This window comes from Pseudomonas sp. AC172 (assembly GCF_979258595.1).
Window position 1 is genome coordinate 5751538 of record NZ_OZ409868.1, and the last position, 12578, is coordinate 5764115.

The 12578-nt window shown below is 59.9% G+C and carries 11 protein-coding genes; 9 read left to right on the top strand and 2 right to left on the bottom strand.

Going from position 1 to position 12578, the window contains the following annotated elements:
- Positions 1 to 9: 9 nt before the first annotated feature.
- Complete coding sequence (locus ACZ0A4_RS26010) at positions 10 to 1902, bottom strand: methyl-accepting chemotaxis protein (RefSeq protein ID WP_463576826.1); 1893 nt, start codon at positions 1900 to 1902, stop codon at positions 10 to 12.
- A 281-nt stretch (positions 1903 to 2183) separates the two neighbouring features.
- Between ACZ0A4_RS26010 and ACZ0A4_RS26015 the strand changes: the two genes are divergently transcribed.
- Together ACZ0A4_RS26015 and ACZ0A4_RS26020 are read left to right on the top strand one after the other, a co-directional pair.
- The gene (locus tag ACZ0A4_RS26015; protein ID WP_463576827.1) at positions 2184 to 2438 is read left to right on the top strand and encodes a hypothetical protein; all 255 of its coding nucleotides are present in this window, start codon (positions 2184 to 2186) and stop codon (positions 2436 to 2438) included.
- A 30-nt stretch (positions 2439 to 2468) separates the two neighbouring features.
- On the top strand, positions 2469 to 3038 hold the full coding sequence (locus ACZ0A4_RS26020) for a lipocalin family protein (RefSeq protein ID WP_093430049.1): 570 nt from the start codon (positions 2469 to 2471) through the stop codon (positions 3036 to 3038).
- 119 nt (positions 3039 to 3157) lie between these two features.
- On the opposite strand, the gene ACZ0A4_RS26025 is transcribed toward ACZ0A4_RS26020, so the two are convergent.
- A complete protein-coding gene (locus ACZ0A4_RS26025) occupies positions 3158 to 4522 on the bottom strand; it encodes a formimidoylglutamate deiminase (protein ID WP_463576828.1) in 1365 nt (454 codons plus the stop codon).
- A 145-nt stretch (positions 4523 to 4667) separates the two neighbouring features.
- Between ACZ0A4_RS26025 and hutC the strand changes: the two genes are divergently transcribed.
- The 7 genes from hutC to ACZ0A4_RS26060 all read left to right on the top strand — a co-directional run bounded on the left by hutC (position 4668) and on the right by ACZ0A4_RS26060 (position 12468).
- Positions 4668 to 5378, top strand: a complete 711-nt coding sequence (gene hutC, locus ACZ0A4_RS26030; protein ID WP_162130175.1) for a histidine utilization repressor — start codon at positions 4668 to 4670, stop codon at positions 5376 to 5378.
- Positions 5375 to 5944, top strand: a complete 570-nt coding sequence (locus tag ACZ0A4_RS26035; RefSeq protein ID WP_463576829.1) for a HutD/Ves family protein — start codon at positions 5375 to 5377, stop codon at positions 5942 to 5944. The genes hutC and ACZ0A4_RS26035 overlap by 4 nt, the downstream gene beginning before the upstream one ends.
- Before the next feature lie 446 nt (positions 5945 to 6390).
- Positions 6391 to 8073, top strand: coding sequence for a urocanate hydratase (gene hutU / locus ACZ0A4_RS26040; protein ID WP_463576830.1), 1683 nt, complete (start codon positions 6391 to 6393; stop codon positions 8071 to 8073).
- Positions 8074 to 8195: 122 nt separating this feature from the next.
- Entirely contained in the window at positions 8196 to 9668 is a 1473-nt protein-coding gene (locus ACZ0A4_RS26045) for a purine-cytosine permease family protein (RefSeq protein ID WP_463576831.1), read from the top strand.
- 69 nt (positions 9669 to 9737) lie between these two features.
- A complete protein-coding gene (locus ACZ0A4_RS26050; protein ID WP_463576832.1) occupies positions 9738 to 10706 on the top strand; it encodes an ABC transporter substrate-binding protein in 969 nt (322 codons plus the stop codon).
- An 83-nt stretch (positions 10707 to 10789) separates the two neighbouring features.
- Entirely contained in the window at positions 10790 to 11641 is an 852-nt protein-coding gene (locus tag ACZ0A4_RS26055) for an ABC transporter permease (RefSeq protein WP_007949591.1), read from the top strand.
- Positions 11638 to 12468 (top strand): quaternary amine ABC transporter ATP-binding protein, encoded by an 831-nt coding sequence (locus ACZ0A4_RS26060; protein WP_007909304.1) that lies wholly within the window; start codon positions 11638 to 11640, stop codon positions 12466 to 12468. The genes ACZ0A4_RS26055 and ACZ0A4_RS26060 overlap by 4 nt, the downstream gene beginning before the upstream one ends.
- Positions 12469 to 12578 lie beyond the last annotated feature (110 nt).

Below are 12578 nucleotides of genomic sequence, written 5' to 3' on the forward strand. Positions count from 1 at the left end.
CAGCGCCGCTTAAATGCGGAAACTACCCACCAATTGCTTCAACCGCGCCGCCTGCTGCTCCAGATCCGAGCACGCCCGCAACGTCGCCTGCAAGTTCTCCACGCCTTCCTGATTCAGCGTGTTGATCTCGTTGATATCGACATTGATCGACTCCACCACCGCCGTCTGCTCTTCCGTCGCGGTCGCCACCGACTGGTTCATCCCGTCGATCTCACCGATCCGCTGGGTCACGCTGCCCAACCGCTCGCCGGCCTGGTTGGCGATGCCGACGCTGCTTTCGCTCTCGCGCTGGCTCTCGGTCATGATGGTGACTGCCTGACGTGCGCCGACTTGCAGCTCTTCGATCATCTTCTGCACTTGCTGCGCCGAATCCTGGGTGCGGTGCGCCAGATTACGCACCTCGTCGGCGACCACGGCGAAACCACGACCGGCTTCACCGGCACGCGCGGCTTCGATCGCGGCGTTGAGCGCGAGCAAATTGGTCTGCTGGGAAATGCTGGTGATCACTTCAAGAATCTGACCGATGTTCACCGTGTTGCTGTTCAGCGTTTCGATGTTGCCGCACGAGTCGCTGATCTTCGCCGACAGCTGTTGCATGGCCTGAATGGTTTTATCCACCACCTGCTGACCGTCGACCGCAAGGCTGCGCGCATCGCTCGAATGCTGCGAAGCGAGGGCGGCGTTCTGGGCGATTTCCTGGGCGGCGGCGCCGAGCTGGTTGATCGCGGCGGCGACGCTGTTGGTGCGGGTGGCTTGCTGATCCGAGTTGTACATCGACGAGTTCGACGCCGCGACTACGCGCAGGGCGACTTCGTTGACCTGGCCGGTGGCCGAAGACACTTCACGGATCGAGGTGTGAATACGCTCAACGAAGCGGTTGAACGAAGTGCCCAGCGCGCCGAATTCGTCGTTGCCGTGAATTACCAGACGTTTGGTCAAATCGCCTTCACCTTCGGCGATGTCGTGCATCGCGCGGCCCATGGTCAGCAACGGTTGCATCAGCACGCGGATGAGCATGCCGAGCAGGGCGATGATGATCACCACGGCTATGACCATGGCGATCAACGCCGAGGTGCGAAATTCGCTGAGCATCGAAAACGCGGTGTCTTTATCGAGCACCAGCGCCACGTACCAGTCGGCCGAGGGCACGCCGTTGACGTGGGTGAAGGAAATCAGCTGGGTCTTGCCGTCGAACTCGACTTCTTTCAGGCCCGGGCTGACTTTCGGCGCGCCGTTTGGATAAGCCTCGGCGAGGGTTTTGAGCACCAGTTTGCTGTCCGGGTGGATCAGGATCTTGCCGTCTGCGCTGACGATGAACGCGTGGCCGTGGCCGCCGAAATTCAGCGAGTTGATGATCGCGCTGACGCTGGTCAGGTCGATGTCGGCACCGGCAACACCGAGCATCTGCCCTTGGCGCTGTACCGGGGTGGCGACGGTGATCACCAGTTTGCCCGAGGAGGCGGCGATGTACGGTTCAGTGACGATGGTCTGCTGTGCGCTGTTGGCCGCTTTGTACCAGCCACGGGCGCGTGGATCGTAGTCCGGCGCGCGGTTGCCGGTCGGCACCGAGAACATTACACCGTCGGCGCCGCCGAAATAACTGAGCTGGAAATTGCCGGTGTAGGCGGGCAGATCAATGATGCGTTTCAGGCTGGCCGGGGCGTTGCCATCGACGGCCACTTGCTGCGACAGCGATTGCAGCAATTGAATGCGGCTTTCCAGCCAGGTCTGGATGTTGCTGGTGGTCAGGCTGCCCAGCTCCTGCATAGAGGCTTCGGTGCTGCTGCTCAGGGCTTCGCGCTGTCGATAGTCGTTGAAGAAAATGAAACAGGCGAACGCAACGGCCACCACGAGGGCGGCAGCCAACAAGATCTTGTGGCTGAATTTCATGTTTCTGGTCATCGAATGAACTACCGCGAAGGGGCTGGTCAAGAAAGGGCGGCAATTTGCCACACTCGGGGGCTTTGCGCTGCTCTTATTTCGACCGCGGCGCGCCAAAGATTAGGCGTCTTTGGTGAAATGCGACGAAATGCTCAATAGCCCTACAAAGTGTCTGATTTATCGGCAAATGCCGGACGGGCGGGCTAATAAATAGCCGTTCCTCCACGGAACCAGATGAGGGTTTTCTCTTCTAAGCTTCTGGTTGGCACCATGCCATCCCCCCTCGTTCCAGGAGTTACACCATGTCGCTGCGATCTCTCGCCCTTCTGACGTTTTGCGTGCTGCTGACCGCATGCAGCAAGGTCAATCAGGAAAACTACTCGAAGCTCTCGGCCGGTATGGCCAAGGCCGAAGTCGAGACTCTGCTCGGCAAGCCCACCGATTGCTCGGGCGCGCTCGGCATGTCCAGTTGCACCTGGGGCGACAAGAACAGCTTTATCAGCGTGCAGTACGCCGGTGACAAAGTGCTGATGTTTTCCGGCCAAGGCCTGAAGTAAACCGGGGCTTCGCGCCCACGGAGAAGAAAAATGAAGCGGTTATTGCTGATCCTTTTTGCCGGCCTGGTACTGGCCGGCTGCGCCACTTCCGGCGTCGACCCGTTGGCGCCGAAAACCGTCAACAGCGTCAATCTCAAGCGCTATCAGGGCACCTGGTACGAGCTGGCGCGCTTGCCGATGTATTTCCAGCGCAATTGCGCGCAATCCGAAGCGCATTACACCCTCAAGCCTGACGGCAATGTCGCGGTGCTCAATCGCTGCCTGACGCCGGACTGGCAGTGGGAGGAGGCCAAGGGCACGGCTTATCCACAGGTGCCGGGAAAGACCGACAAGCTCTGGGTCGAATTCGATACCTGGTTCTCGCGGCTGATTCCGGGTGTGGCGAAAGGCGAATACTGGGTGTTGTACGTCAGCGATGACTACAAGACCGCCATCGTCGGCGACCCGAGTCGCAAGTACATGTGGCTGCTGTCGCGCACGCCGACCGTCAACGGTGTGGTGCGTGAAGAACTGCTGAGCAAGGCGCGTCAGCAGGGCTATGACACCACGCGCTTGATCTGGCGGGCGTCGGATCGGCAGATGGCCAAGACCTCGAACTAAATAACACCATCAAACAAATGTGGGAGCGAGCCTGCTCGCGAAGAGGGCGTGTCAGTTAACGAAAAGTTGCTGATACACCGCTTTCGCGAGCAGGCTCGCTCCCACATTTTTGTTTTGTGTCAGCCTAAAAGGTCGCGCAGAACCTGGGTGAAGGCGCGCGCACTGTCTTCTTCGCCAGCATGCCGTCCATCGCGCACAACCCACTGGCCGTTGACCAGCACATCGCGCACCTGACGATCGCCACCGGCAAACAACCAGCGATTCAAAATCCCGTCGCCACTGGCCGTCGCCAGATACGGATCATTGCCATCGAGCACGATCCAGTCCGCCCGCTTGCCCACTTCCAACGCACCAATCGGCTGCCCCAATGCCTGCGCGCCACCGTCCAGCGCCGCGTCATACAACGTACGCCCGACCATCGGCTGATCTGCACCGTACAAACGGTTACGCCGCTGATCACGCAGACGCTGGCCGTATTCCAGCCAACGCAATTCTTCCACCACACTGAGCGAGACATGGCTGTCGGAACCGATGCCCATACGTCCGCCCTGAGCGAGGAAATCCACCGCAGGGAAAATCCCGTCGCCCAGGTTCGCTTCGGTGGTCAGGCACAGACCGGCGATGGCGCGACTCTTGGCCATCAGCGTGACTTCTTCAGCGTTGGCATGAGTGGCGTGGACCAGGCACCAGCGCTGATCGACTTCGGCATTTTCGTAGAGCCATTGCAACGGGCGACGACCGCTCCAGCTCATGCAGTCATCGACTTCTTTCTGTTGTTCGGCGATGTGAATATGCACAGGGCATTGCTTATCGCTCGCCGCCAAGACTTCGCTGATCTGCTGTGGCGTGACCGCACGCAACGAGTGGAAGCACAGACCCAGCGATTGCGCCTTTTGCTGCGCGAGCAATGGTTGCAAACGTGATTGCAGATTCAGGTAATTTTCGGTGCTGTTGATAAAACGGCGCTGGCCATCGTTGGGCGTCTGGCCGCCAAAACCGGAGTGGCTGTAGAGCACTGGCAGCAGGGTCAGGCCAATGCCGCTTTCGCTCGCGGCCTGACTGATGCGCAACGCCAGTTCAGCTGGGTCGGCATACGGCTGACCGTTGCTGTCGTGGTGCACGTAATGAAATTCGGCCACCGATGTGTAACCGGCCTTGAGCATTTCGATGTACAGCTGACGGGCAATGACGCCGAGCTGATCCGGGCTGATTTTTCCGACGAGCCGATACATCAGATCGCGCCACGTCCAGAAACTGTCATTCGGATTACCGGCCACTTCGGCCAGACCCGCCATCGCTCGCTGGAAGGCGTGGGAGTGCAGATTAGGCATACCCGGCAGCAGCGGGCCGCTCAGCCGTTCGGCGCCATCTGCGGTGGAGTCGGCCTGGATTTGGGTCAGCAGGCCCTCGGCGCTGACCTCAAGACGTACATTGTTGGCCCATCCGTTAGGCAGCAGCGCGCGTTCGGCAAAGAAGGCGGACATGGTTCAGCACCCCATCGTGTGTTATTTGTATATACATATACAGACGTTTGCCTGCCCGGTAAACTCCGGCAAGCTAGCCACTTTCATCAATGAACAGGGATCCACCGTGCCGACTCCGCCTCCAGTCTCCCCGTTGGCCGCGAACATGGGCGACAGTCCGGCGCCCTTGTACGCCCGCGTCAAACAGATGATCACCCAGCAGATCGACAGCGGAAACTGGCCGCCTCACTACCGAGTGCCGTCCGAGAGCGAGCTGGTCAATCAACTCGGTTTCAGCCGCATGACTATCAACCGCGCGCTGCGCGAGATGACCGCCGACGGCCTGTTGGTGCGCATGCAAGGCGTCGGCACTTTTGTCGCCGAACCGAAGAGCCAGTCCGCGCTGTTCGAAGTCCACAACATTGCCGACGAAATCGCCTCCCGTGGTCATCGCCACACCTGTCAGGTCATCACCCTCGAAGAAGAGGCCGCCGGTTCCGAGCGCGCGCTGGCGCTGGACATGCGCGAGGGGCAGAAGGTGTTCCACTCGCTAATCGTGCATTACGAAAACGACATTCCGGTGCAAATCGAAGACCGTTTCGTCAACGCGCTGGTGGCCCCGGAATACCTCAAGCAGGACTTCACCCTGCAAACGCCTTACGCCTATCTCAACCAAGTGGCGCCGCTGACCGAAGGCGAACACGTGGTCGAAGCGATCCTTGCCGAGTCGTCCGAGTGCAAGTTGCTGCAGATTGAAAAGGGCGAGCCGTGCCTGCTGATTCGTCGCCGCACGTGGTCGGGGCGTCAGCCGGTGACCGCTGCTCGTCTGATCCATCCCGGTTCTCGTCATCGTCTGGAAGGACGCTTTCACAAATGAATGGTTTGAAGGTTTTACGCGCCGAAGGCTACCCGCGCATGCCGTGGAAAAACGGCGGTGGCAGCACTGAAGAAATCACCCGTGATGCGGGCGCCGGTCTGGACGGTTTTGGCTGGCGCCTGTCGATTGCCGACATCGCCGAGTCGGGTGGTTTCTCGACTTTCGCCGGTTACCAGCGAGTGATCACCGTGTTGCAGGGTGACGGCATGACCCTGTGCGTCGACGGCGACGACACTCGGCCGCTGTTACCGCTCGACCCGTTCGCGTTCTGCGGGGAAAGCCAGGTGTCTTGCACTTTGCTCGGTGGTGCGATTCGCGACTTCAACCTGATTTACGCGCCACAGCGCTACAGCGCGCGCTTGCAGTGGCTGGGTGGCGAGCAACGGTTCTTCAGTTCTGCGGGGACGGTGTTGGTGTTCAGTGTCAGTGAGCTGCTGAAAGTGCAGGTCGGTGATACTGCATCACAACTCGGTCGCCATGATTGCCTGCAACTGGACGGTAACGCCGGACTGGTTGAAGTCACCACCAATGCCGCTTGCTGTGTTATTGAGCTGACGGCGCGCTGATTCAAAAATCTTAAAAGATCGCAGCCTTCGGCAGCTCCAGTGTGTACATCAATTCCACTGTAGGAGCTGCCGAAGGCTGCGATCTTTTGCTTTTGGGGTGTTCCCAACCCACGCACCAACTTGTTACCGAACGCCCCAGAGTGGCGCAAAACCTCGCTTTCGTAACAATCCCCAACCCCCTCCATCAATACCCTCGAAATATTTCATCAGCGCCAGAACCCTTGATTCAGGCGCTCTCCAGCCCTGGCCGCGATTTTTCTTGAACGGCACTCCAACAAGTTGGCCGCTTGATTGCATATGCTTGTATGTACAAGTAAAGACGTATGCGTATGAGTCGTTCGAGACTCTCTGCAGCGTCCACTGATTCGCTTGTCGCGCATTGATGCACGCAGGCTGCTTGCCCACTGCCAGGGTTGGTTTGAATTGATCGCTGAGGAGTCTTTTTCGTGACTGACAATAAGCCTACTAAGGTTCGTAACGTCGAAATCCGTGCATCGCGCGGTAACAAGCTGACCGCCAAGAGCTGGCTGACCGAAGCGCCGCTGCGCATGCTGATGAACAACCTCGACCCGGAAGTCGCCGAGAACCCGAAAGAACTGGTGGTTTACGGAGGTATCGGTCGCGCCGCGCGTAACTGGGAGTGCTACGACAAAATCGTCGAGAGCCTCACCAACCTGAACGACGACGAGACCCTGCTGGTGCAGTCCGGCAAGCCGGTCGGCGTGTTCAAGACCCACAGTAACGCCCCGCGCGTACTGATCGCCAACTCCAACCTCGTCCCGCACTGGGCAAGCTGGGAGCACTTCAACGAACTCGACGCCAAAGGCCTGGCCATGTACGGCCAGATGACCGCCGGCAGCTGGATCTACATCGGCAGCCAGGGCATCGTTCAAGGCACCTACGAAACCTTCGTTGAAGCCGGTCGCCAGCACTACAACGACAACCTCACCGGCAAGTGGGTTTTGACTGCCGGTCTGGGCGGTATGGGCGGCGCACAACCGCTGGCTGCAACCTTGGCTGGCGCGTGCTCGCTGAACATCGAATGCCAACAAGTCAGTATCGATTTCCGCCTGAAAAGCCGCTATGTCGACGAGCAAGCCAAAGACCTCGACGACGCTCTGGCGCGCATCGACAAGTACACCAAAGAAGGCAAAGCGATCTCCATCGCGCTGCTGGGTAACGCCGCAGAAATTCTGCCGGAACTGGTCAAGCGCGGCGTGCGCCCGGACATGGTCACCGACCAGACCAGCGCCCACGACCCGCTCAACGGTTACCTGCCCGCCGGCTGGACCTGGGACGAATACCGCGCCCGCGCCAAGACTGAACCGGCCGCTGTGATCAAAGCCGCCAAGCAGTCGATGGCCGTGCACGTTAAAGCGATGCTGGAATTCCAGAAACAGGGTATTCCGACCTTCGACTACGGCAACAACATCCGTCAGATGGCGCAGGAAGAAGGCGTCGAAAACGCCTTCGACTTCCCGGGTTTCGTACCAGCCTACATCCGTCCGCTGTTCTGCCGTGGCATCGGCCCGTTCCGCTGGGCTGCACTGTCGGGCGATCCGCAAGACATCTACAAAACCGACGCCAAGGTCAAAGAGTTGATCCCGGACGACGCGCACCTGCACAACTGGCTGGACATGGCCCGTGAGCGCATCAGCTTCCAGGGTCTGCCGGCGCGTATCTGCTGGGTCGGCCTGGGTCTGCGCGCCAAGCTCGGTCTGGCCTTCAACGAGATGGTGCGCAGCGGTGAGCTGTCGGCGCCGATCGTCATCGGTCGCGACCACCTCGACTCTGGCTCGGTGGCCAGCCCGAACCGTGAAACCGAATCGATGCAGGACGGCTCCGACGCTGTGTCCGACTGGCCACTGCTCAACGCTCTGCTGAATACCGCGAGCGGCGCGACCTGGGTTTCCCTGCACCACGGCGGCGGCGTTGGCATGGGCTTCTCGCAGCACTCGGGCATGGTAATTGTCTGCGATGGTACTGACGAAGCGGCCGAGCGCATTGCGCGCGTACTGCACAACGACCCGGCCACTGGCGTTATGCGCCACGCCGATGCCGGTTACCAGATCGCCATCGACTGCGCCAAGGAGCAGGGTCTGAACCTGCCGATGATTACCGGTAAATAAATGCAAAACCCCTGTAGGAGCTGCCGCAGGCTGCGATCTTTTGATGTTGGTTTTTCAAGATCAAAAGATCGCAGCCTGCGGCAGCTCCTACAGAGAATCTAACAATCCACAGAGGTTGAATCATGGCTGTCAACACCGATCGTGCAAGCAACAAACCGTTGATCGAAAGGCGTTCGATCGACTACATCCCGGAAGCGGAAAGACACGGTCGTCTGTTCAGCCAATTCACTCTGTGGATGGGTGCCAACCTGCAAATCACCGCGATCGTCACCGGGGCTTTGGCCGTGGTGTTGGGCGGTGATGTGTTCTGGTCGCTGATCGGTCTGTTGATCGGTCAATTGCTCGGCGGTGGCGTGATGGCGCTGCATGCCGCGCAAGGGCCGAAACTCGGTTTGCCGCAGATGATCTCCAGCCGCGTGCAGTTCGGCGTTTATGGCGCGGCGATCCCGATCGTTTTGGTGTGCCTGATGTACCTGGGTTTCACCGCAACGGGGACGGTGCTTTCCGGTCAGGCGCTGGGTCAGTTGTTTAACGTCAGCGACAGCGTCGGCATCCTGATTTTCGCCAGTGTGATCGTGGTGGTCACAGTGCTCGGCTATCGGGTGATCCACTGGATCGGCCGTGTCGCCAGCGTCATTGGCGTGATCGCTTTCGTCTTCCTGTTCTGGCGGCTGATGAGCCAGACCGACGTCGGCGCACTCCTGCAAATCCGTCATTTCAGCTGGAGCAGCTTCCTGCTCGCGGTGTCGCTCGCGGCCTCCTGGCAGATCGCGTTTGGCCCGTACGTAGCTGACTATTCCCGTTACCTGCCGAGCAACACCTCGGCGGTGAAAACCTTCTTCGCCGCCGGTGCCGGTTCAGTGGTCGGCGCGCAAGTGGCGATGATCCTCGGCGTGTTCGCGGCGGCTTCGGCCAACGGCCAGTTCGCCGGTCACGAAGTCGCCTACATCGTCGGTCTGGGCGGCACCGGAGCCACCGCTGCGCTGCTGTACTTCAGCATCGCATTCGGCAAGGTGACCATCTCGACGCTGAACTCCTACGGCAGCTTCATGTGCATCGCGACCATCATCAGTGGTTTCAAAGGCCATCTGACCGTTACGCGCATGCAGCGTCTGGTGTTCGTGCTGGTGATCGTTGGCGCAGCGACGCTGATCGCGCTGCTTGGTCAGCACTCGTTCCTCGGTGCATTCAAGTCCTTCATCCTGTTCCTGCTCGCCTTCTTCACACCCTGGAGCGCGATCAACCTTGTGGATTACTACTGCATCACCCGTGAGCGCTACGACGTGCCGGCGCTGGCCGATCCGAACGGTCGCTACGGTCGCTGGAACCTGCTCGGTATCAGCGTCTATGTGTTCGGCGTGCTGGTGCAGTTGCCGTTCATCGCCACCAAGTTCTACACCGGTCCGCTGGTGGCTGCCCTCGGTGATGTGGACATTTCCTGGATCATCGGCCTGGTGCTGCCGGCCGTCGTCTACTACGTGTGCGCAAAAAAATGGCACAGCGCGGTACCCGATCAACTGATTCTGCCGGTCGAGCAGAACAGCGTTGTACAACCTAAAACAAGCGGGGCCGGTCGCGCTGCGGCGCAGGCCTGATTGGACGTGGACAGGGCTGGATGCCTCTTGACTGCCGTAAGCCAATTCATGATTAGGAGCGTCACAACAATGAAATCGAACAAGACCCTGCTGACCACATTGCTGTCCATGGGCCTGTTGGCCAGTGCTGGCGCGACTCAGGCCGCCGGCTGGTGCGAATCGGGCAAACCGGTGAAATTCGCCGGGCTGAACTGGGAAAGCGGCATGCTGCTGACCGACGTGCTGCAAGTGGTGCTGGAAAAAGGTTACGACTGCAAGACCGACAGTCTGCCGGGCAACTCCATCACCATGGAAAACGCCCTGAGCAGCAACGATATTCAAGTGTTCGCCGAAGAATGGGTCGGCCGCAGCGAGGTCTGGAACAAGGCCGAGAAGGCCGGCAAGGTCGTCGGTGTCGGCGCTCCGGTAGTGGGCGCGGTGGAAGGCTGGTACGTGCCGCGCTACGTGATCGGAGGCGACGCCAAGCGCAAGCTCGAACCCAAAGCCCCTGACCTGAAAAACATCGCTGATCTGGGCAAGTACGCCGCCGTGTTCAAGGACGCCGAAGAACCATCCAAGGGCCGTTTCTACAACTGCCCGGCCGGTTGGACTTGCGAACTCGACAACAGCGAAATGCTGAAAAGCTACGGTCTGGAAAGCAGCTACACCAACTTCCGCCCGGGCACCGGCCCGGCGCTGGATGCGGCGGTGCTGTCGAGCTACAAGCGCGGCGAGCCGATCCTGTTCTACTACTGGTCGCCAACTCCGCTGATGGGCCAGGTTGACCTGGTCAAACTCGAAGAAAAACCCGGCGTCGACAAGTCCGTGAGCATCAAGGTCGGCCTGTCCAAGACCTTCCACGACGAAGCCCCGGAACTGGTGGCCGTGCTGGAAAAGGTCAACCTGCCGATCGACCTGCTGAACCAGAATCTGGGACGCATGGCCAAGGAACGCATCGAGTCGCCAAAACTGGCGAAAATCTTCCTCAAGGAACATCCTGAGGTCTGGCATGCGTGGGTCAGTGACGACGCAGCCAAGAAAATCGACGCGGCGCTGTAGGTCGATACCTCCCGGCCAACCGAGAGGCAGGCCGGGAGATATGCCGTAAACGCTTGATTGAGATTTCTGATTGAGAGCCGCTTATGTTTCCCGAGAGCTTTACCTTTTCCATCGCCGACTGGGTCAACGGTTGGGTCGATTCACTGGTCACCAACTACGGTGATGTGTTCCGCCATATCTCCGACACCCTGCTGTGGGCCATCGTCAACCTCGAAGGCTTGCTGCGTGCGGCGCCGTGGTGGTTGATGTTGGCGATCGTCGGTGTGGTTGCCTGGCACGCCACGCGCAAGGTGGTGACCACAGCGGTCATCGTCGGTCTGTTGTTCCTCGTCGGCGCTGTCGGCTTGTGGGACAAACTCATGCAGACGCTGGCGCTGATGATGGTCGCGACGATCATTTCGGTTCTGATCGGCATTCCGCTGGGGATTCTCTCGGCGCGCAGCAATCGCCTGCGTTCGGTGCTGATGCCGCTGCTCGACATCATGCAAACCATGCCGAGTTTCGTGTACCTGATCCCGGTACTGATGTTGTTCGGTCTGGGCAAGGTGCCGGCGATTTTCGCTACCGTGATCTACGCCGCACCGCCGCTGATTCGCCTGACTGATCTGGGCATTCGCCAGGTTGACGGCGAGGTGATGGAAGCGATCAACGCCTTCGGCGCCAACCGCTGGCAGCAACTGTTCGGCGTGCAACTGCCGCTGGCCCTGCCGAGCATCATGGCCGGAATCAACCAGACCACCATGATGGCCCTGTCGATGGTGGTGATCGCCTCGATGATCGGCGCCCGTGGCTTGGGTGAAGATGTGCTGGTGGGGATTCAGACCCTCAACGTCGGGCGTGGCCTTGAGGCCGGTCTGGCGATCGTGATTCTCGCAGTGGTCATCGACCGCATTACTCAGGCGTACGGTCGGCCACGGCATGAGGTGAGCAAATGAGCAACGCAACCGTGAGCAAGATCGAAGTCAAAAACGTCTTCAAGATTTTCGGCAATCGCGCCAAGGATGCGTTGGCCATGGTTGGTCAGGGCAAGACCAAGGATCAGGTGCTAAGCGAAACCGGTTGCGTGGTCGGTGTCAACGACCTGTCGCTGAGCATCGGCACCGGCGAAATCTTCGTGATCATGGGCCTGTCCGGCTCGGGAAAATCGACGCTGGTGCGCCACTTCAATCGGCTGATCGACCCGACCAGCGGCGCGATCCTCGTCGACGGCGTCGACATCCTGCAATACGACATGGACGCCCTGCGCGAATTTCGCCGGCACAAGATCAGCATGGTGTTCCAGAGCTTCGGCCTGCTGCCACACAAGACTGTGCTCGACAACGTCGCTTACGGCCTGAAAGTCCGCGGCGAGAGCAAGCAGATGTGCTCGGAACGCGCGCTGCACTGGATCAACACCGTCGGCCTCAAAGGCTACGAAAACAAATATCCGCACCAGCTCTCCGGCGGCATGCGCCAGCGTGTCGGTCTGGCCCGCGCATTGGCGGCGGACACCGACATCATCCTGATGGACGAAGCGTTCAGTGCGCTGGACCCGCTGATCCGCGCCGAGATGCAGGACCAGTTGCTGGAGCTGCAGAAGACTTTGCACAAGACCATCGTCTTCATTACCCACGACCTTGATGAGGCGGTGCGTATTGGTAACCGCATTGCGATTCTCAAGGATGGCCGCCTGATTCAGGTCGGTACACCGCGCGAGATCCTGCATTCGCCGGCGGATGAGTACGTTGACCGGTTCGTGCAGCGGCGGGCGGCGGTGGTTTAACAGACTTGCGGTGAGGCTGCCGGCCCCTTCGCGAGCAAGCTCGCTCCCACAGGAGACCGCATTCCAATGTGGGAGCGAGCTTGCTCGCGAAGGGGCCGGCAGAGCTGCAT

Excerpts from the sequence above, each read along its gene's own strand:
- ACZ0A4_RS26010 (WP_463576826.1), bottom strand. The coding sequence starts at position 1,902 with ATGACCAGAAACATGAAATTCAGCCACAAGATCTTGTTGGCTGCCGCC.
- ACZ0A4_RS26015 (WP_463576827.1), top strand. The coding sequence starts at position 2,184 with ATGTCGCTGCGATCTCTCGCCCTTCTGACGTTTTGCGTGCTGCTGACC.
- ACZ0A4_RS26020 (WP_093430049.1), top strand. The coding sequence starts at position 2,469 with ATGAAGCGGTTATTGCTGATCCTTTTTGCCGGCCTGGTACTGGCCGGC.
- ACZ0A4_RS26025 (WP_463576828.1), bottom strand. The coding sequence starts at position 4,522 with ATGTCCGCCTTCTTTGCCGAACGCGCGCTGCTGCCTAACGGATGGGCC.
- hutC (WP_162130175.1), top strand. The coding sequence starts at position 4,668 with ATGGGCGACAGTCCGGCGCCCTTGTACGCCCGCGTCAAACAGATGATC.
- ACZ0A4_RS26035 (WP_463576829.1), top strand. The coding sequence starts at position 5,375 with ATGAATGGTTTGAAGGTTTTACGCGCCGAAGGCTACCCGCGCATGCCG.
- ACZ0A4_RS26045 (WP_463576831.1), top strand. The coding sequence starts at position 8,196 with ATGGCTGTCAACACCGATCGTGCAAGCAACAAACCGTTGATCGAAAGG.
- ACZ0A4_RS26050 (WP_463576832.1), top strand. The coding sequence starts at position 9,738 with ATGAAATCGAACAAGACCCTGCTGACCACATTGCTGTCCATGGGCCTG.
- ACZ0A4_RS26055 (WP_007949591.1), top strand. The coding sequence starts at position 10,790 with ATGTTTCCCGAGAGCTTTACCTTTTCCATCGCCGACTGGGTCAACGGT.
- ACZ0A4_RS26060 (WP_007909304.1), top strand. The coding sequence starts at position 11,638 with ATGAGCAACGCAACCGTGAGCAAGATCGAAGTCAAAAACGTCTTCAAG.